Raw genomic sequence first — 18,955 nt, forward strand, 5'->3', positions numbered from 1 at the left:
GGGCCTGTTCAGGTGCTCTTCTGGGTTTCGCGGCCCAGAATCTCGGCGGTCTTCTTGTCGACCTCTTCGCGCAGGGCTTTGCCCGGCTTGAAGTGAGGCACACGCTTTTCGGGAATCATCACGCTCTCACCGGAGCGCGGGTTGCGCCCGATGCGCGGTGACCGGCGGTTGACGGAGAAACTGCCAAAACCCCGGATCTCGATGCGGTGCCCCTTTACCAAGGCGTCGCCCATGGCGTCCAGGATCGCCTTCACGGCGAACTCGGCATCGCGGTGGGTGAGTTGGCCAAAACGGTTGGCCAGGGCTTCAACGAGGTCGCTGCGGGTCATGTGGTTTGAATAGAGGGCCGTTGAGGAACAGCGCCGGACAGAATGCCGCCCTTGCGGGCGGACTGTTCAATCCGGCGCCGATCCGGTTCCGCTTCAGTTCTGGTTGTTGTCCAGCTTGGCGCGCAGCAGAGCACCGAGGCTGGTGGTACCGGCGTTTTCGCGGGAAGACTGCTGGCTCAGGTTGGCCATGGCTTCCTGCTGGTCGGCGGCATCCTTGGCCTTGATGGACAGCTGGATGTTGCGCGTCTTGCGATCGACGTTCACCACCACGGCGGTGACTTCGTCGCCTTCCTTCAGCACGTTGCGTGCGTCTTCCACGCGGTCACGGCTGATTTCGCTGGCACGCAGGTAACCCAGCACGTCTTCACCCAGGTCGATCTCGGCGCCCTTGGCGTCCACGGTCTTGACCTTGCCGGTCACGATCGAACCCTTGTCGTTCACCGACACGAAAGTGGTGAACGGGTCGCCGTCGAGCTGCTTGATGCCCAGGGAGATGCGTTCGCGCTCCACGTCGATGGCCAGAACGATGGCTTCGACTTCCTGGCCCTTCTTGTAGTTGCGCACGGCGGACTCGCCGGGCTCGTTCCAGGACAGGTCGGACAGGTGCACCAGGCCATCGATGCCGGCGGCCAGACCCACGAACACGCCGAAGTCGGTGATCGACTTGATCGGGCCCTTGACGCGGTCACCGCGCTTGGTCTGCTCAGCAAATTCGTGCCAGGGGTTGGCGCGGCACTGCTTCATGCCCAGCGAGATGCGGCGCTTGTCTTCATCGATGTCGAGCACCATGACTTCGACTTCGTCACCCAGCGACACCAGCTTGGACGGGGCCACGTTCTTGTTGGTCCAGTCCATTTCGGAGACGTGCACCAGGCCTTCGATGCCGGGCTCGAGTTCCACGAACGCGCCGTAGTCGGCGATGTTGGTGATCTTGCCGAACATGCGGGTGCCTTGCGGGTAGCGGCGCGAAACGCCCATCCACGGGTCGTCGCCCATCTGCTTGAGACCCAGCGAGACGCGGTGCTTCTCGGTGTCGAACTTGAGGATCTTGGCGGTGATCTCCTGGCCGGCCGTGACCACTTCGCTCGGGTGACGCACGCGGCGCCATGCCATGTCGGTGATGTGCAGCAGGCCGTCGATGCCACCCAGGTCGACGAACGCACCGTATTCGGTGATGTTCTTGACCACGCCGTGAACGATGGCGCCTTCCTTCAGGGTGTCCATCAGCTTGGCGCGCTCTTCGCCCATGGAGGCTTCCACCACGGCGCGGCGGCTCAGTACCACGTTGTTGCGCTTGCGGTCGAGCTTGATGACCTTGAATTCCAGGGTCTTGTTTTCGTACGGGGTCAGGTCCTTGGTCGGACGGCTGTCGACCAGCGAGCCCGGCAGGAAGGCGCTGATGCCGTTGACCATGACCTTGAGGCCGCCCTTGACCTTGCTGGAAGTGGTGCCGGTGACGAATTCGCCGGATTCGAGGGCCTTTTCCAGGGACATCCAGGAAGCCAGGCGCTTGGCCTTGTCGCGCGACAGCAGGGTGTCGCCGAAGCCGTTTTCCACGGAGTCGATGGCGACGGAGACGAAGTCACCGACTTGCACCTCGAGTTCGCCCTGGTCGTTCTTGAATTCGGCCAGGGGCACGTAGGCCTCCGACTTCAGGCCGGCATTGACCACCACGTGGTTGTGCTCGATGCGGACCACCTCGGCGGTGATGACTTCGCCCGAGCGCATTTCGGCGCGTTTCAGGGACTCTTCAAAAAGGGCGGCAAAAGATTCAGACATTGAATTTCCTCAGCCACTCAGCGTCGACGCGTTCTTCCGGCAGAGCCGGGTGGGCGCAGGGATCGACGGATGGGCGGCGTTGACATTGCGGTGCGTGACACCGCGGGGTTAAGTGAAAAGAACCCTCGGGCCTGCGGGCAGGGAACGCCCGGCTGTGCCGTCGGGGCCAACAAGAGCGTGCTCAGCTGCCTGAGAACGCTGTCCTGCCCTGCCACCAGTCAAGAACCTGCTGCACCGATTGCTCGATGTCCATGCCGGAATTGTCCAGTTGCAAGGCATCCTCGGCGGCCTTGAGAGGTGCGTGCGTGCGGGATATGTCCCTCAGGTCGCGCGCCTTCAAATCCGCCAAAAGACCGTCGATATTAGCAGCAATTCCCTTTGAAATCAACTGCTTATGGCGCCGTACGGCGCGTTGTTCGGCGCTGGCGGTGAGGAACACCTTCATCCGCGCGTCAGGGAAGATCACGGTGCCCATGTCGCGCCCGTCGGCCACCAGGCCTGGCAGCTGGCGAAAGGCATGCTGAAGGCCCAGCAGAGCCTGCCGCACCTCGGCCACAGAAGAGACTCGGGAGGCGGCCATCCCGGCGCTTTCGGTCCGCAGGTCGTCGGTGACGTCGCGCCCCTCGAACAGGGTTTTCTGGCCTTCGAAGCGCACGCGGAGTCCGGCGGCCAGTTCGCCCAGGCGACGGGCATGCGCAGGGTCTTTCAAGTCGGGTTCCGCCGTGGACAGGCCCGCCTGCTCGGCCGCGAGACCCACCAGACGGTACAGCACCCCGGAGTCCAGCAGGTGGTAGCCCAGCTGCTCCGCGACCTCAGCCGACAGTGTGCCCTTGCCCGAGGCGGTGGGGCCGTCGACGCAGATCACTGGGATGTTCTCGATGGGTGTGGCGCACACCTGGAACAACGTCTCGAAGTAGTCCGGGAAGGTCTTGGCGACGCACTTCGGGTCTTCGATGCGCACGGGGAGGTGCGCCGGATTGAAGGCGGCCAGCGAGAAGCACATCGCGACGCGGTGGTCGTCGTAGGTGTGGATGGAGGCGGCGCGCCAGTCCTGGGGGCGGGCCGGCGGCGTGATGCGGATGTAGTCCGCACCTTCTTCCACGCTGGCGCCGAGCTTGCGGGCTTCCGTGGCCATGGCCGCGATGCGGTCGGTTTCCTTGACGCGCCAGCTGGCGATGTTGCTCAGTGTCGTCGTTCCGTCGGCGTAGAGCGCCATCACCGCGAGCGTCATCGCCGCATCGGGGATGTGGTTGCAATCCAGATCGATCGCCTTGAGCGGCCAGGTGCCGCGCCGGATGTGCAGGCGGTTCGCCTCACCCGCAATGTTCGCACCCATGAGGCGCGCGGCTTCGACGAAACGGATGTCGCCCTGGATCGACGACAGACCCACGCCTTCGATGGTGATGCCATCGGTGCCTGGGGTGGCGGGCGCAAGCGCGCCCAGCGCGATGAAGTAGCTCGCGGAAGAGGCGTCGCCTTCGACCGCAATGCGCCCCGGTGACGCGTAGCGGCTGCCCGCGGAAATGGTGAACCGCTCCCAGCCGTCGCGTCGCACGTTGACGCCAAAGCGCTCAAGCAGGTTGAGCGTGATCTCGATGTAGGGGCGTGAGATGAGTTCGCCAACGACCTCGATGGCGACGTCGCTCTCCTGTGCCACGAGCGGCAGGGCGAGCAGCAGCGCCGTCAGGAACTGGCTGGAGACATCTCCGCGCACGCGGATGGGTTGCTCCAGTTGCAGCGCATGGGGTTGCCCGTCTCCGAGTCGCAGGGGTGGATAGCCCTCGTTGGCCAGGCAGGTGACGGGGCAGCCGAGCTGGCGCAGGGCGTCGACGAGATCGCCGATGGGCCGCTCGTGCATGCGCGGAATACCACTGAGCTCGAATTCACCCCCATGTCGGGTGGCCAGCAGGGCGAGCGAGGCGGTGAGGGGCCGCATGGCCGTGCCCGCGTTGCCAAGGAACAGCTTCGCGCGTTGCACGGGTAGCGCTCCGCCCACGCCGTGGATGCGCAGTGCGCCATCGGCTTGCGGCTCGATGCGGCAGCCGAGTTCGGCAAGGGCTTTCAGCATCACACGGGTGTCGTCGGAGTCGAGCAGATCGGTGATGTCCGTGTGCCCCACGCTGAGTGCGGCGAGCAGCAGCACGCGGTTGGAAATGCTCTTGGAGCCGGGTAGCCGGATCGTGCCACCGGCACTGGCCAGCGGCGGGATATCGAGGTGGGGGATGGCAAACATGCGCGAAAGAGGTTGAGCGTCGCCCGCCGCGGCGCTCAGCTGCGGGGCTTGACGGCGGTCATGCGCCAACGCGAGCGCGCGCTGCTGGCCTGTTCGATCAGGGCTTCCAGCGCATCCGGATTGCCGGCGTTGATGGCCGTTTCCAGTGCATGAAGCGCGCGCTGGAAGTGGCGCGACTGCGCCAGCAGTTCCTCGCGGTTGGACATGAGGATGTCGCGCCATACCGCAGGATCGCTGGCGGCGATGCGCGTGAAGTCGCGAAAACCCGGGCCTGCCAGTGAGAGAAAATCCTGTGCCTCACTCTGGCCATGGATGGCGTTCATCAAGGCGAAGGCCACCATGTGAGGGAGGTGGCTCACGGCGGCATACGCCGCATCGTGCGCTTCTGGCGACATCTGTTTGACATGGCAGCCCAGGGCGGTCCAGAGCTGGGCAGCCTTGTCGAGCTGTGTGGTCAGCGTGCGTTCGATCGGGGTGAGGATGACCTGGCGGCCCTGGTACAAGTCCGCGTCGGCATGTTCGACGCCGGCGACCTCCTTGCCCGCGATGGGGTGGGCCGGAACGAACACGCCGACCTGATCCTTCAACACGCGGCGTGCCGCATCGATCACCTCGCGCTTGGTGGAGCCGACATCCATGATCAGCACATTGCTGCGCACGAGATGGCGGATCGCCTTGAAAGTGGCTTCGGTGGCAGAGACCGGCACGGCCAGCAGCACGAGGTCGGCGCCGGATACAGCCAGCAGGGCCGAGGGGGCTTCGACGTCGATCACACCAAGCTGCCGCGCGCGTTCGGTGGTGGAGGGCGACTTGCTGTAGCCCACGACGCGCTTGACCAGGCCCGCGCGCTTGAGCGCCAGCGCGAACGAGCCACCCATCATTCCGCAGCCGATCAATCCCAGTTGTTCAAACATCATTCGTTCACCGGATACGCGCCCAGCACCTTGTAGAAGGCACACAGACCCTGGAGTTCCTGCAGTGCGGCGGCCACATGCGGTTGAGACGGATGACCGGCGAGATCGATGTAGAAGTAGTACTCCCACTGGCCCGACTTGGCCGGGCGCGATTCGAAGCGTGTCATCGACACGCCGTTGTTCTTGAGCGGCACGAGCAGGTCGTGCACGGCACCAGGCCGGTTCGGTACGGACACCACCAGGCTGGTGCAGTCGCGGCCAGAAGCCGGGGGCATGGCCAGGGTCTGCGGCAATGTGATCACGGCAAAGCGCGTGCGGTTGTAGGCCTCGTCCTGGATGGCGTGCGCCACGATATGCAGTCCGAACTGGGCGGCCGCCCGTTCGCTCGCCAGACCGGCCCAGGCCGGATTCTCTGCCGCCAACCGAGCGCCTTCTGCGTTGCTCGACACCGCACGTCGTTCCGCGTTCGGCAGGTGCTGAGTGAGCCAGTTCTGGCATTGGGCCAGCGCCTGCGGATGCGCCATGACCACTTCGACGCCTTCGAGGTGATTGACCTGGCGCAGCAGGTTGTGCCGGATCAGCAGGCTCACTTCACCCACCACATGCACGGGCGAACGCAGGAAAAGGTCCAGCGAGCGGGCCACTACGCCCTCGGTGGAGTTCTCCATGCCGACGACACCGAACTGGGCTGTGCCGGCCGCGGTGGCGTGGAAGACTTCGTCGAAGTTGGCGCAGTAGATCAGGTTGGCAGCACCGCCGAAGAACTCGATGGCGGCCTGTTCGCAGAACGTCCCCTGGGGGCCGAGCACGGCAACACGCTGGGGCGCTTCCAATGCCAGGCACGCGGACATGATCTCGCGCCAGATCGAGGCGACATGCTGATTCAGCAAAGGGCCCTGATTGGCACCCTGGATCTTCTCGATGACTTGCGCAACCCGATCCGGCCGGAAGAACGGGGAGCCTTCAGCGCGCTTGATGTCGCCCACTTTCTCAGCGACGCGGGCGCGTTCGTTGAGCAGGCTCAGCAGTTGCTGGTCCAGTGCGTCGATCTGGACGCGCAACGCGCCCAGGGCTTCGGACTGTGAGGGAAGGGTCATCGGTTCAGGCCTGTGTTTTTTCAAACTCACGCATGTAGGCCACCAGAGCCTGCACGCCTTCAATGGGCATGGCGTTGTAGATGCTTGCGCGCATGCCGCCCACGGACTTGTGCCCCTTGAGTTGCAGAAGGCCTGCTGCCTTCGCTCCGGCCAGGAACGCTTCGTTGCGGGACTCGTCGCGCAGGAAGAAAGGCACATTCATGCGCGAGCGGCAGTCTTTCGCAACTTGGTTGCTGTAGAAGGCCGACTCGTCGATACAGCCGTACAACAGATCGGCCTTGGCGACGTTGCGCGCTTCCATCGCCGCCACGCCACGCAGCGCTCCTTCGGTCTGGCGCTTGAGCCATTGGAAGGTGAGCCCGGCCATGTAGATGGCATATGTAGGCGGCGTGTTGTACATCGAGTGGTTGTCGGCCACGGTCTTGTAGTCGAACGCAGAGGGGCAGATCTGCAGCGCGTGACCGAGCAGGTCTTCGCGCACCACCACAAGGGTGAGACCCGCCGGCCCGAGGTTCTTCTGCGCACCGCCAAAGGCCAGGCCCACGCGCGACCAGTCCACGGTGCGCGATGCCACATGGGACGAGAAGTCGATGACCAGCGGTGCGTCGGCGCCAAGGGCCTTCAGGTCCGGCAGCTCATGAACTTCCACGCCGTTGATGGTTTCGTTGCTGCACAGATGCACGTAACGCGCATCCCGGCTGAGTTGCCAGGTGGCTGGTGCCGGCAGATGGGTGTGATGATCGGCCTCATTGCTCGCGGCCACGCGGGCCGTGCAATAGCGGCGGGCCTCCTTGAGCGACTTCTTGCTCCAGCTGCCGGTGACGACGAAGTCAACGGTTTCCCCACGAGACAGGTTGAGAGGCACGATGGCGTTTTCACCCAGGCCGCCACCCTGCATGAACAGGATGCGAAAATTTTCCGGCACCGCGAGCAACTCACGCAGGTCTGCTTCGGTGGACTTGAGGATTGCACCGAACTCTTGTCCGCGGTGGCTCATCTCCATGACGCTCATGCCGCTGCCGTGCCAATCAAGCATTTCCGATGCGGCCTGCTGCAGCACTTCCGCTGGCATGGCTGCCGGGCCGGCGGAGAAGTTGTAGGGGCGCGCCATCACGGCTCGGTGCCCGTGTCGTCTGCTTCGCCTGCGTCGCCGAGTTCCGGCACGTTGGCGTCGTTCTCCACAATGCGCTGCAGGCCCGAGAGTTCAGCGCCTTCATCCAGTGCGATGAGCGTCACGCCCTGCGTGGCGCGACCCATCTCGCGAATCTCCGACACGCGGGTGCGCACCAGCACGCCCTTGTCGGTGATGAGCATGATCTCGTCATCCTTGTGCACCAGCGTGGCGGCAACCACCTTGCCATTGCGTTCACTTTGCTGGATCGCAATCATGCCCTTGGTGCCGCGTCCATGGCGCGTGTACTCGGCAATGGGCGTTCGCTTGCCGTAGCCGTTGATGGTGGCGGTGAGAACGCTCTGTTCTTCGTCCTCGGCCACCAGCATCGCGATCACGCTTTGTGTGTCTTCGATCATCATGCCGCGCACGCCGCGCGCATTGCGGCCCATGGGCCGGACGTCGTTCTCGTCGAAACGCACGGCTTTGCCGCCGTCGCTGAAGAGCATCACGTCATGCTGGCCATCCGTGAGCGCGGCGCCGATGAGGAAGTCACCTTCGTCGAGATCCACCGCGATGATGCCGGCCTTGCGTGGGTTGCTGAACTCGTCCAGCGCTGTCTTCTTGACCGTGCCCATGGACGTGGCCATGAAGACATAGCGGTCGGATGGGAAGCTGCGCATTTCGCCCGTCAAAGGCAGCACGACGTTGATCTTTTCGCCTTCCTGCAGCGGGAACATGTTGACGATGGGGCGGCCACGCGAACCGCGCGAACCCGCGGGCACTTCCCAGACCTTGAGCCAGTACAGGCGCCCCCGGTTAGAGAAGCACAGGATGTAGTCGTGCGTGTTGGCGATGAAGAGCTGGTCGATCCAGTCGTCTTCCTTTGTGGCCGTCGCCTGCTTGCCGCGCCCGCCGCGCTTCTGCGAGCGGTACTCCGACAGCGGCTGGCTCTTGATGTAGCCGTTGTGGCTGAGCGTGACGACCATGTCGGTCGGCGTGATCAGGTCCTCGGTCGCGAGGTCCTGTGCGTTGTGTTCGATCAGGCTGCGGCGCGCGCCCAGCTTGGTCTGGCCGAACTCCTGCTTCACCACGATCAGCTCTTCGCCGATGATCGTGGAGACGCGTTCGGGCTTGGCCAGGATGTCGAGCAGGTCGTCGATCTCGCCCATGACCTCCTTGTATTCGGCCACGATCTTGTCCTGCTCGAGGCCAGTCAGGCGCTGCAGGCGCATCTGGAGGATTTCCTGGGCCTGGGTCTCCGAGAGGCGGTACAGGCCGTCGCCACCCATGCCGAACTCTCTCTCCAGGCCATCGGGCCGGTAGTCGTCGGCATTGATCACGCCGCCATCGGCGCGGGTGCGGGTGAGCATTTCGCGCACCAACTGGCTGTCCCAGGGGCGCGCCATCAGTTCGGCCTTGGCTACCGGCGGGGTGGGCGACTCCCGAATGATGCGGATGAAGTCGTCGATGTTGGCCAGGGCGACAGCCAGGCCTTCCAGCACATGGCCACGCTCGCGGGCCTTGCGCAGGTTGAATACCGTGCGCCGGGTCACGACCTCGCGGCGGTGCTCCAGGAACACCTGGATCAGGTCTTTCAGGTTGCACAGGCGCGGTTGGCCGTCGACCAGCGCCACCATATTGATACCGAAGGTGTCCTGCAGCTGCGTCTGCTTGTACAGGTTGTTGAGCACCACTTCAGGCACTTCGCCCCGCTTGAGTTCGATCACCAGGCGCATGCCGGATTTGTCCGACTCATCCTGGATGTGGCTGATGCCTTCGATCTTCTTCTCATGCACCAGTTCGGCGATGCGTTCCTGCAGCGTCTTCTTGTTGACCTGGTAAGGCAGCTCATCCACGATGATGGCCTGGCGCTGGCCGCGGTCGATGTCTTCGAAGTGGCACTTGGCGCGCATCACCACACGGCCACGCCCGGTCCGATAGCCATCCTTCACGCCCTGGATGCCGTAGATGATGCCGGCGGTGGGGAAGTCGGGGGCCGGGATGATCTCCATCAACTCATCGATGGTGGCCTCAGGACTCTTCAGAAGGTGAAGGCAGGCGTCCACCACCTCGTTGAGGTTGTGGGGTGGAATGTTCGTGGCCATGCCGACCGCGATGCCGGCAGAACCGTTGACCAGCAGGTTGGGCAACTTGCTGGGGAGAACGGTAGGTTCCTTTTCACTGCCGTCATAGTTCGGCTGGAAATCGATGGTTTCCTTGTCGATGTCTGCCAGCATCTCGTGGGCGATCTTCGACAGGCGGATTTCGGTGTAGCGCATGGCCGCCGCGTTGTCGCCGTCGACCGATCCGAAGTTGCCCTGGCCGTCCACCAGCATGTGGCGCAGCGAGAAGTCCTGCGCCATGCGGACGATGGTGTCGTACACGGCACTGTCGCCGTGCGGGTGGTATTTACCGATGACGTCGCCCACGATGCGGGCCGATTTCTTGTACGGGCGGTTCCAGTCATTGTTCAGCTCGTGCATGGCGAACAGCACCCGGCGATGCACAGGTTTGAGACCGTCCCGGGCATCGGGCAGGGCGCGGCCCACGATCACGCTCATGGCGTAGTCGAGGTAGCTGCGCCTCATTTCCTCTTCAAGACTGATGGGCAGGGTCTCTTTGGCGAACTGTGTCATGAGCGAGGTGATGTGATGCGTGAATGAGCCTTAAGGCAACCCAAGATTTTAAGCGGCGTGTTCTCCTACACCACTTTGGTTAATTTGTTGTACATCCACAACGAATGGCCGGGTGGGTTGTACCGGGTGACACCACCGCATTGGCCGGCCCGTCTGGCATTGCGCGCTTGTGGCACAATAAATTCCAGCGTTTTTAGTGGTGGTCACTTGAAGCGTCGTTCTTGTTACGCAGTCTGTCTGCGGCCTATATAGAGGAAAACCATGAAAAAACTTAACAAAGTGGCAATGCTGTTGGCAACCGCCGCCATGGCAACCGCCGCCGGCGCCCAAACCATCGACAACTGGCGCAATGGCACCAGCGAACTGGTCTGGAAAAACGGCACGAATGAACTCTGCTGGCGCGATGCCAACTGGACCCCGGCCACCGCTGCTCAAGGCTGCGACGGCGCGATCGTTCCGGTGGCCGCCCCGGCTCCGGCCCCCGCACCTGCTCCCGCTCCCGCCGCTGCACCTGCTCCCGCACCGGCACCCGCTCCCGCACCGGCTCCCGTCGCTTCCAAAGTGACCTACGCCGCTGACGCCTTCTTCGACTTCGACAAGGCTGTTCTCAAGCCCGAAGGCAAGGCCAAGCTGGACGATCTGGCTGGCAAGGTGTCCGGCATCGCTCTGGAAGTCGTCATCGCTGTGGGCCACACCGACTCCACCGGTGCTGCCAGCTACAACCAGGCGCTGTCCAACCGCCGTGCTGAAGCCGTGAAGGCCTATCTGGTGAGCAAGGGCATCGAAAGCAACCGTATCTACACCGAAGGCAAGGGCCTGACCCAGCCGGTGGCCGACAACGCCACCCGCGAAGGCCGCGCCAAGAACCGTCGCGTGGAAGTCGAAGTGGTCGGCACCCGCAAGAACTGATTGATTCGGTTCTGATCAGGAAAACCGCGCTTCGGCGCGGTTTTTTATTGGGCTGGCGATAATCAACGCATGAATCCGAACGTCAATGCCGATCCGGCCGAACTGGCCAAGTTTTCCGATCTCGCGCATCGCTGGTGGGACCCGGACAGCGAATTTCGTCCCTTGCATCAGATCAATCCGCTGCGTCTGGGTTGGATTGACGGTCTGGCCGGATTGGCCGGCAAGAATGTACTGGACATTGGGTGTGGCGGGGGAATCCTGGCCGACTCCATGGCGCGCAAGGGCGCCCGGGTGACGGGCATCGATCTGTCGGTGAAGGCTCTGAAGGTGGCCCAGTTGCACGCGCTGGAGGCGGGGACCAGCGATGTCAGCTACCAGGAAATCAGCGCGGAAGCGATGGCGCTGGAGCATCCCGGTGAGTTCGATGTGGTCACCTGCATGGAGATGCTTGAGCACGTGCCCGACCCCGGTTCCATCGTTCGTTCATGCTCGACGCTCGTCAAGCCTGGTGGCTGGGTGTTCTTCTCCACCTTGAACCGCAACGCCAAGGCATTTCTGTTTGCGGTACTGGGAGCTGAGTATGTGCTCCAGTTGCTGCCCAGGGGAACACACGAATACGCCAAATTCATCCGCCCCAGCGAGCTGGCCGGACACTGCAGGGTTGCGGGACTGGATCTGCTGCAGACGCGAGGCATGGAATACAACCCTTTGACGGGACGCTACTGGTTGAGCGACGATACGAGCGTGAACTACCTGTTTGCCACGCGCAAACCATGAGCGTACGCGTGTTCCACGGCGTGCGGGCCGTGTTGTTCGATCTGGACGGAACCCTGATCGACAGCGCCTCGGATCTCGGGTCCGCCGCAGACGGCATGCGGGTGCGACGTGGCCTGCCTTCGTTGCCCCTGGATTTGTACCGACCGCACGCTGGGTCTGGCGCGCGCGGGATGCTGCGTGTCGCGTTCGACATCACGCCCGATCATGTGGACTATCCTGCGTTGAAAGAGGAATTCTTTCGCGCCTACGAGGCATGCATGACCGAACGGACGTTGCCCTTCGATGGCGTGCCGGATCTGCTGTCTCGTCTGGTTTCGCTGGGCTTGCAGTGGGGTGTCGTGACGAACAAGGCCGAGCGGTTCAGTGTTCCACTGGCGAGATCCATGGCACTCTTCCATGCGGCGTCTGTCCTGATCAGTGGAGACACCACGCCCCATTCCAAGCCGCATCCCGAGCCCCTGCTGGAAGCTGCGCGCAGGCTCAGCCTGCTGCCAGGCCAGTGCATCTATGTGGGTGATGATGAGCGCGACATTCTTGCCGGCAAGGCCGCAGGCATGCAGACAGTGGCTGCAAGGTATGGCTATCTGGGTGCCGGGGCCGACGTCTCGAGCTGGCAGGCGGATGCGGAAGTTTCTGCGCCTCTGGAACTCTTGAAACTTCTATAACTGCCTTAAAATTCACTCTCCTGGGGCTGCACTGGTTTCGACGTGGGTTCGGACGCGCAGCAGGGCATGTCGAGGTTCTGTCACCTCGTTAATCCGCAGAAAAAACCTAACTGCAAACGACGAACGTTTCGCACTCGCCGCTTAAACACCGGTGAGCCTCGCAACAGCAGGCCGATGGGCTGGGCAAGGGGGTCGCAAGACCTCCCGGCTGCGAGGTAATTCACATCGGCTGGCGCTGCGTCGGGCACCTTGACGCGGCGTGAGATCCAAGGGTGCTGGCTTCCCCTGTAGCGTGCCACTGCGCGACCTGGGCGGCGAGACTCAAAACAGACGGCTACACATGTAGAACTGCTCGAAGAAGGCTTGCGGACGGGGGTTCAAATCCCCCCAGCTCCACCAATACCCAAAATCCCAACCCTTATCGGTTGGGATTTTTTTTGCCCGCAACGCCAGTGTTGGCGCGGTTTCACGCCTTGGCCTCTTGAGCACGCCCATCCCGAGTTTGCGGTTTTTGGCGTGCATTCCGCCGTTTTTCTCTCTCTGTTCTCTGCTGCCCTCTTGAGCGTGCAAGTGCCGAAATCCGCTGGTTTCGCGGGTTTGAGGGTCAGCAGTTGCGTTTTTCGTCTGCATGGCGCAGGCGACCGAGAACGGAGAAAGGCGGGGGCGTCACGCACCCGTCGCCGGTTGCAGCGCGATGACCGCCATACCGGCCAAGGCGATGCTGGCTCCCGCAACGTCCCAGCGGGTCAGGGCCACGCCATCAACGAAGTGCAGCCAGACCAGCGCTACGGCGATGTACATCCCTCCGTAGGCCGCGTAGGTTCGCCCCGCCGCAGTCGGGTGCAGCGTCAACAGCCACGCAAACAGCCCGAGCGACAAGGCGGCCGGTATCAGCAGCCACGCGGGCTTGTCCTGCTTGAGGACGAGCCAGGGCAAGTAGCAGCCGACGATTTCAGCGACCGCCGTGACGGCAAACAGGATGGCGACTTTCAACAGTTCCATCGTCATGCCTCCTGCAGAGCCTGGATCATCGGACAGCGCACTTCGCCGTGGGCGGCACAGCAGCGCTGCACCAGATCCTGCAGCACGACTTCGATGCGGCGCAGGTCGGCCAAGCGGTCGCGCACATCGGCCAGTTTGCGCTCGGCCTGCGCGCGGGCCTCGGTGCAGTGCGATCCATCCTCAAGCCTTAGCAAGTCCCCGACCTCGTCCAGGCTGAATCCCAGGCGCTGGGCCGATTTGATGAAGCGCACGCGCGCCAGATCCGGCTCACCGTAGCGACGGATGCCACCCAGGGGCCGGTCGGGCTCCTGCATCAAGCCTTTGCGTTGATAGAAGCGGATCGTCTCGACATTGACCCCGGCGGCATCGGCCAGGACGCCGATGGTCAGGGTTTCGGGTGGTTCATTCATGGCGCTTGACTCCGTACTTAAGTACGGAAGTAAGCTTACCCTATGAAAACAGATTCTCCAACCGATGGCCGCAGCGGTGGGCGTGGTGCGCTACTGACCGGCGGCCTAGCCGCCATCCTGGCCTCCACCTGCTGCCTCGGCCCCTTGGTGCTGATCACGCTCGGCGTTTCCGGGGCGTGGATCAGCAACCTGACGCTGCTCGAACCCTACCAGCCCCTGTTCATCGGCGCGGCGATGGCGGCGCTTTTCTTCGCCTACCGCCGCATCTGGCGACCAGCTGCCGCCTGCGCTCCCGGGCAGGTCTGTGCGCTGCCGCCCGTCAACCGCAGCTACAAGCTGCTGTTCTGGATCGTGGTGGTGCTGGTGATTGTCGCGCTCGGCTTCCCGCTGATCGCGCCCTGGTTCTACTGAAAGGAGATTGCCATGAAGAAGCTCGTTGCATTGGCCGCATTCACCGCCTTCGCCGCGCCCCTGTGGGCGGCGACCCAAACCGTCACCTTGTCCGTGCCCGGTATGAACTGCGCCACCTGCCCGATCACGGTCAAGAAGGCGCTGACCAAGGTATCGGGCGTCAGCAAGACCGACGTGAATCTGGACAACCGCGAAGCCAAGGTGACATTCGATGATGCGAAGACCAACGTCGAGGCCCTCATGCGCGCCACCAAGGACGCTGGTTACCCCTCGACCGTGGTGGGGAGCACCAAGTGACTGCGGTGATGCTGGAATCGACGCTGACCTGCCCCGAGTGCGGCCACACCAAGACCGAGACGATGCCAACGGACGCCTGCCAGTGGTTCTACGAGTGCGAACAGTGCCACGCGGTGCTCAAGCCCAAAGCTGGAGACTGCTGCGTGTATTGCTCCTATGGCACGGTGCCGTGCCCACCGATTCAGGAGCGCGGCAGAGGTAGTTGCTGCGGAGGGTGATCACGCAATCCGCAGGCGCTCGTGCTGCTCGTCCCAGCGCTGGGGAATGGCACGACGGCTGACGCTTTCCAGCGTCACGCCCGAAGATGTGCCGGTCGCGCAGGCTTCAACGATGGCCGGTGCCAACTGTGCCAATCGGGCAATCCGGCTGGCACGACCGAGATCGAGTCCTTCGGCCTCGGCGATCTCGGTGATCGACGTGAACCGTCCTTCGTCCAGCAAGCGCTGCCAGTGGTGCGCGAGGCCGAGCGCCCGTATCAAGGGAGTGTCTTGCGCCAATTCCCGTACCTGCTGCTCGCGGCGAGCCTCGTCCAGAAATTCCTGTGGCGCATCCAATGGCGTGATGACCTGCTTCTTCAGACCCCGGCGCACCAGCGTCCAAGGCAGGAAGGTTTCCATCTGCACGCCGCCAGCGGGCAACGGCGTCTGGTACGTCACCGGGTCGCCCTTTACCTGGCCACGGTGTTTTTTGCTCATACGTCCTCCTCGAAGCTGGCCATGAGCTGGCGCTGTGCGTGCCAATCGACCATCAGGCGGTTTCGTTGGAACCACATCAATGTCAGCCGCCGTGGCTGTTTGCCCACCAGGAACTGTTCGATGATGTCGGGTGCCAGCAGGGTCAGGCGCAGCAGTTCGTTGACCACCGAGTGGTGCAGTTTTTCGGCACGGGCGATGGCGGCACCGCTTTGCATTGCCCCGGTGTCCAACAGGTGTTGCCAGTAAAAGGCGCGGGCCAGTCCGTCGATCAGCGTGACGTCGTGGACACTGCGCTCGTCGGTGACCACGCGCTGGACACCCCGACGACGAAACGTCAGGGGCACGAAGGTTTCCATCGAATCGTCCATCAGGCTTCCACCTCGAGCAGCTCGGCACCGATGCTGTCAGGGGCGAACTCCTCGATCAGCGCATTCCAACCGATCTCGCGCCACTTCACTTTGATCCCTTGAACCTCACCCGCGTGGATGAGGTCGATGCGTTCGATCATCAGATTGGCGATGCGATGGCGCTCGACCGGGAATAACTGATCCCACACGTTGTTGAGCCGCCCCATCGCCATTACCGTGGCGGCCTCGTCGATCTGGGCACCGTTGCGTTGGATATGCCGCACCACCGATGCGACCGACTCCGGGCTGGTCAGCACCGTGCGGATCTGGGCCACCACTGCGCCCTCGATCTCCGGCGCTGGCAGGCGCTCGTAATTCTTGCCCGGTGCGCCGAAGCGGTTTTCCGATTTGGACACGTAGTAGTGATACTTGCGCCCGTTCTTGCGCGAGTAGGTCGGGTACATCCGTTCGCCCGACGGCGCGTACAGTAGGCCGCGCAGCAAGGCATCGGTACGCGAGCGGATTTTGGTTTCCACCGCGCGCCCATGTGAATCCTTGGCCAGCACCTCGTGGACTCGGCCCCACAGGCCAGGATCAATGATGGCAGCATGGACGCCGGGGAACCATTTACCCTTGTGGGAGATTTCGCCGAGGAAGATGCGGTTGCGCAGGATTTTGTGCAGATATTTCTTATCGATCTGAGCACCCTTGCGAATCTGGCCATCCTGCGTTGTCCACGCCTTGGTGGTGATGCCTTCGGCGGTCAGGTTGGCGGCGATCTTTGTCGGTGAACCTATGGTGAGCATTTCCTCGAAAATACGCCGCACCACCGCTGCCTCGGTTTCATTGATGACCAGCAGGCGGTTCTCGACGTCGTATCCCAAGGTGGGCACTCCGCCCATCCACATGCCTTTGCGCTTGGCCGCCGCAATCTTGTCGCGGATGCGCTCGCCGGTGACCTCGCGTTCGAACTGGGCGAAAGACAGCAGCACGTTCAGCATCAGCCGCCCCATTGAGGTAGTGGTGTTGAACTGCTGTGTGACCGACACAAAGGACACGCCGTGGCGTTCGAACACCTCGACCATCTTGGAGAAGTCGGCCAAGCTGCGCGTCAGGCGGTCGATTTTGTAGACCACCACGATGTCGATCTGGCCGCGCTCGATGTCCGCCATCAGGCGTTTCAGCCCGGGCCGATCCGTGTTGCCGCCGGAGAAACCGGGGTCGTCGTAGTCGTCGGCCACCGGAATCCAACCCTCAGCGCGCTGGCTGGCGACGTAAGCGTGGCCAGCCTCCTTCTGCGCATCGATGGAGTTGAATTCCTGATCGAGGCGCTCATCCGACGACACCCGGCAGTAGACCGCGCAGCGTTTGCGCGCTTTGGGAGAGGCAATCTGGCTGGCGTCGCTCATTGCGCACCTCCCTTGCCGCTCAGGCCGAAGAACAGCGGCCCCGACCAGTGCGTGCCGGTGATCTGCCGGGCCACGGCCGTCAGGCTCTTGAAGGTGCTGCCCTCGTACTCGAACAGGCCATCGGCGGTGACCACCACCTTGTGCTCACGCTCACCCCATTCGCGCAGCAGGACAGTGCCGGGCGCGAAGTTGATGTCGCGTGGCCGCGCCCGCAGTTTGATCTTGGAATGCTTGGCACCGATGGCTTCCAGCCGCTGGCGGGTGTTGTTCGACAGACCGCCGAATGCCTCCTCCTGCATCTTGTAGGCGATGCGCGACTCGATGAAGGCACGGTTGGGGTTGATGGGGCGGCTGCTGAAATACCGATCCCACACCGGCCACAGCTCGGCGATGGGCAGGCTGGACAGCTCCGCGATCCGAGCAGCGACGGATGCTTGTTTCTCGTTCATCACAACTTCTCCTGTTGATAGGGGGTTGTATGAACGCGCTGGTCGGGCAGGAAGCCAAGGTCAACTTCTCTCTGTTTTGGCTCGTTTCCAACAAGTGTGCGAACGATGACGGCCGCAAGGATGGCGGTAATTTCACCAGCACGGGCGCTGGCGCTCATCTCCGAGGGAGATGCAAGTTTGATGTTGTTCATGACAGCTCCGAGGAATTGCAACTGTCAGGAATAGTGAGCCTGATCTTCCAAAGCGGATGGCAATTCCGGGCAATCGAACCGGTTTCGCGTTAACTAAACAGTTGACGAAATTAAGGTGGAGCAGTACGATCACTCCATTAACCAATCACGCAATTAGGAAACACCAATGCCTTTCGGAGCCTTCATTCGCAAACAGCGCGAAGAGAAGAACATCCAGATGAACGAGTTCGCGCGTCAGCTCGAGATTTCGCCTGCCTACTGGTCACGCATCGAGCGCGATATGGAAAAACCGCCCAAGGATGAACTGATACGCAAGGCGGCTGAGATTCTGGGTATCGATCCGGACGACGCATTCGTTGAGGCCAGCCGTCTGCCGCCCGACATGCGCGAGGATGTGGGTAACGTTGTGCGGATGTACCGCCGGGAAGCAACGGAGAAGAAGTGAATGCCGGTTTTGACCCTCGACTACCGGCATTGCGACCGCAAGCGCCCCAAATTCATCAAGCACGTTGAAATCGAAGGCCTCGCCGCGCAGGCTCGCCAACAACTGGTGGCGAGCGGTGTTGATGCCATTGCCTTCGACATGCTGCGCCAGATCGACCGCCTGAAGATCAACGGCATCGACTTCTCACTCGAAGTCAGTACCGAGAGCGAGGTGCATGACGAGCAAGGCAACCACGTCTTCGGTATTTGCGAGTACGACCCCGGTGTCCCGGACACCGCAATGGTGTGCGTCTCACCCATTGGCGAAAAACTCAGCGAACTGCTGGCTCTCAGCACCCTGGCCCACGAACTGGGCCATGCGGTATTCGATGCGCCGGGCTGGATCATGGATGGCAGCAAAGGGCCAGGGCTGTTCGATGCCTTTGAACCATGTGGGCAGCGCGCCTACCGCACCACGACGCCCGACAGCGAACATTTGGCGAAGTCACCGACTACCGGCAAGGCCGCCCTGGCCTCGGACGTTCATTTCGCAGAACTGCGCGCCAATGAATTCATGGGTTCGCTGCTGGTGCCACGCCAACTTTTGAGTGCCGCCGCAGCGGAGCTCGCCCCGGAATACAACGTCAGCCTCCACCGTGGCCCTTCACTTGATCCGGAGATCCCCGGCATCAGTCTGCATCTCACCGCCACCGACGTGGTCGATATGGAATTCCTGGAGAAAGCCCTCGCGATGCGCTTTGGCGTCAATCCACGTTTTGTGCAGGTGCGCCTGCAACGCTATGGCTTGATCCGACAGGAGGCCGTCTTGCGCTGATCATTCCTCCACCCCGCCACGCCGACCTTGCGT

General features: G+C 62.7%; 21 protein-coding genes, 1 other RNA gene and 1 pseudogene. 9 read left to right on the forward strand and 14 right to left on the reverse strand.

The features are described from left to right. Positions 1-8 precede the first annotated feature (8 nt). From J2X09_RS17715 to gyrA, 7 genes and pseudogenes are all read right to left on the reverse strand, one after another. Positions 9-356, reverse strand: a pseudogene (locus J2X09_RS17715) (integration host factor subunit beta); the annotation flags it as partial. Between the two features lie 66 nt (positions 357-422). Next, positions 423-2,108 (reverse strand): 30S ribosomal protein S1, encoded by a 1,686-nt coding sequence (gene rpsA / locus J2X09_RS17720; protein ID WP_204732029.1) that lies wholly within the window; start codon positions 2,106-2,108, stop codon positions 423-425. 181 nt (positions 2,109-2,289) lie between these two features. Next, the gene (locus tag J2X09_RS17725; protein WP_204732028.1) at positions 2,290-4,341 is read right to left on the reverse strand and encodes a bifunctional 3-phosphoshikimate 1-carboxyvinyltransferase/cytidylate kinase; all 2,052 of its coding nucleotides are present in this window, start codon (positions 4,339-4,341) and stop codon (positions 2,290-2,292) included. 35 nt (positions 4,342-4,376) lie between these two features. After that, positions 4,377-5,255 (reverse strand): prephenate dehydrogenase, encoded by an 879-nt coding sequence (locus J2X09_RS17730; protein ID WP_204732514.1) that lies wholly within the window; start codon positions 5,253-5,255, stop codon positions 4,377-4,379. Next, positions 5,255-6,352, reverse strand: coding sequence for a prephenate dehydratase (gene pheA, locus J2X09_RS17735; RefSeq protein ID WP_204732027.1), 1,098 nt, complete (start codon positions 6,350-6,352; stop codon positions 5,255-5,257). The genes J2X09_RS17730 and pheA overlap by 1 nt, the downstream gene beginning before the upstream one ends. A 4-nt stretch (positions 6,353-6,356) precedes the next feature. Further along, positions 6,357-7,463 carry a 3-phosphoserine/phosphohydroxythreonine transaminase gene (serC, locus tag J2X09_RS17740; RefSeq protein WP_204732026.1) on the reverse strand — a complete coding sequence of 369 codons (1,107 nt, stop codon included), beginning with the start codon at positions 7,461-7,463 and terminating at the stop codon, positions 6,357-6,359. Next, the gene (gene gyrA, locus J2X09_RS17745; RefSeq protein WP_204732025.1) at positions 7,463-10,102 is read right to left on the reverse strand and encodes a DNA gyrase subunit A; all 2,640 of its coding nucleotides are present in this window, start codon (positions 10,100-10,102) and stop codon (positions 7,463-7,465) included. The genes serC and gyrA overlap by 1 nt, the downstream gene beginning before the upstream one ends. A 261-nt stretch (positions 10,103-10,363) precedes the next feature. Here gyrA and ompA point away from each other — a divergent pair, with 261 nt between their 5' ends. From ompA to ssrA, 4 genes are all read left to right on the forward strand, one after another. Next, a complete protein-coding gene (gene ompA, locus J2X09_RS17750; protein WP_204732024.1) occupies positions 10,364-11,011 on the forward strand; it encodes an outer membrane protein OmpA in 648 nt (215 codons plus the stop codon). A 69-nt stretch (positions 11,012-11,080) separates the two neighbouring features. Next, a complete protein-coding gene (gene ubiG / locus J2X09_RS17755; protein ID WP_204732023.1) occupies positions 11,081-11,788 on the forward strand; it encodes a bifunctional 2-polyprenyl-6-hydroxyphenol methylase/3-demethylubiquinol 3-O-methyltransferase UbiG in 708 nt (235 codons plus the stop codon). 8 nt (positions 11,789-11,796) lie between these two features. Continuing rightward, positions 11,797-12,453, forward strand: a complete 657-nt coding sequence (locus J2X09_RS17760) for an HAD-IA family hydrolase (protein WP_204732513.1) — start codon at positions 11,797-11,799, stop codon at positions 12,451-12,453. A gap of 22 nt (positions 12,454-12,475) precedes the next feature. Next, positions 12,476-12,852, forward strand: a transfer-messenger RNA (tmRNA) gene (gene ssrA / locus J2X09_RS17765). Between the two features lie 267 nt (positions 12,853-13,119). On the opposite strand, the gene J2X09_RS17770 is transcribed toward ssrA, so the two are convergent. Together J2X09_RS17770 and merR are read right to left on the reverse strand one after the other, a co-directional pair. Then, positions 13,120-13,455 (reverse strand): YnfA family protein, encoded by a 336-nt coding sequence (locus tag J2X09_RS17770; RefSeq protein ID WP_204732022.1) that lies wholly within the window; start codon positions 13,453-13,455, stop codon positions 13,120-13,122. Between the two features lie 2 nt (positions 13,456-13,457). Next, positions 13,458-13,865, reverse strand: coding sequence for a mercury resistance transcriptional regulator MerR (gene merR, locus J2X09_RS17775; RefSeq protein ID WP_204732021.1), 408 nt, complete (start codon positions 13,863-13,865; stop codon positions 13,458-13,460). A gap of 42 nt (positions 13,866-13,907) precedes the next feature. Here merR and merT point away from each other — a divergent pair, with 42 nt between their 5' ends. From merT to J2X09_RS17790, 3 genes are read left to right on the forward strand one after another with little or no spacing between them, the layout of a single operon-like run. Continuing rightward, positions 13,908-14,276 carry a mercuric ion transporter MerT gene (merT, locus tag J2X09_RS17780; protein ID WP_204732020.1) on the forward strand — a complete coding sequence of 123 codons (369 nt, stop codon included), beginning with the start codon at positions 13,908-13,910 and terminating at the stop codon, positions 14,274-14,276. 12 nt (positions 14,277-14,288) lie between these two features. Then, complete coding sequence (gene merP / locus J2X09_RS17785) at positions 14,289-14,573, forward strand: mercury resistance system periplasmic binding protein MerP (protein ID WP_204732019.1); 285 nt, start codon at positions 14,289-14,291, stop codon at positions 14,571-14,573. Then, positions 14,570-14,791 (forward strand): GDCCVxC domain-containing (seleno)protein, encoded by a 222-nt coding sequence (locus J2X09_RS17790; protein WP_310308911.1) that lies wholly within the window; start codon positions 14,570-14,572, stop codon positions 14,789-14,791. Before merP ends, J2X09_RS17790 begins: the two co-directional genes overlap by 4 nt. Here J2X09_RS17790 and J2X09_RS17795 read toward each other — a convergent pair whose 3' ends face one another. From J2X09_RS17795 to J2X09_RS17815, 5 genes are read right to left on the reverse strand one after another with little or no spacing between them, the layout of a single operon-like run. After that, entirely contained in the window at positions 14,792-15,268 is a 477-nt protein-coding gene (locus J2X09_RS17795) for a ParB/RepB/Spo0J family partition protein (protein ID WP_204732018.1), read from the reverse strand. Continuing rightward, positions 15,265-15,636, reverse strand: a complete 372-nt coding sequence (locus J2X09_RS17800) for a site-specific recombinase resolvase (protein ID WP_204732017.1) — start codon at positions 15,634-15,636, stop codon at positions 15,265-15,267. Before J2X09_RS17800 ends, J2X09_RS17795 begins: the two co-directional genes overlap by 4 nt. Beyond that, positions 15,636-17,024 carry a recombinase family protein gene (locus J2X09_RS17805; RefSeq protein ID WP_204732016.1) on the reverse strand — a complete coding sequence of 463 codons (1,389 nt, stop codon included), beginning with the start codon at positions 17,022-17,024 and terminating at the stop codon, positions 15,636-15,638. Before J2X09_RS17805 ends, J2X09_RS17800 begins: the two co-directional genes overlap by 1 nt. After that, positions 17,021-17,473, reverse strand: a complete 453-nt coding sequence (locus J2X09_RS17810) for a DUF2924 domain-containing protein (RefSeq protein WP_204732015.1) — start codon at positions 17,471-17,473, stop codon at positions 17,021-17,023. The genes J2X09_RS17805 and J2X09_RS17810 overlap by 4 nt, the downstream gene beginning before the upstream one ends. Beyond that, positions 17,473-17,664, reverse strand: coding sequence for a hypothetical protein (locus J2X09_RS17815; RefSeq protein ID WP_204732014.1), 192 nt, complete (start codon positions 17,662-17,664; stop codon positions 17,473-17,475). Before J2X09_RS17815 ends, J2X09_RS17810 begins: the two co-directional genes overlap by 1 nt. A 166-nt stretch (positions 17,665-17,830) precedes the next feature. Between J2X09_RS17815 and J2X09_RS17820 the strand changes: the two genes are divergently transcribed. Further along, the gene (locus tag J2X09_RS17820) at positions 17,831-18,109 is read left to right on the forward strand and encodes a helix-turn-helix domain-containing protein (RefSeq protein WP_204732013.1); all 279 of its coding nucleotides are present in this window, start codon (positions 17,831-17,833) and stop codon (positions 18,107-18,109) included. Then, complete coding sequence (locus J2X09_RS17825) at positions 18,110-18,922, forward strand: hypothetical protein (RefSeq protein ID WP_204732012.1); 813 nt, start codon at positions 18,110-18,112, stop codon at positions 18,920-18,922. It begins immediately after the preceding gene. Positions 18,923-18,955 lie beyond the last annotated feature (33 nt).

This window comes from Hydrogenophaga laconesensis (assembly GCF_031457235.1).
Classification (GTDB): Bacteria; Pseudomonadota; Gammaproteobacteria; order Burkholderiales; family Burkholderiaceae_C; genus Hydrogenophaga; species Hydrogenophaga laconesensis.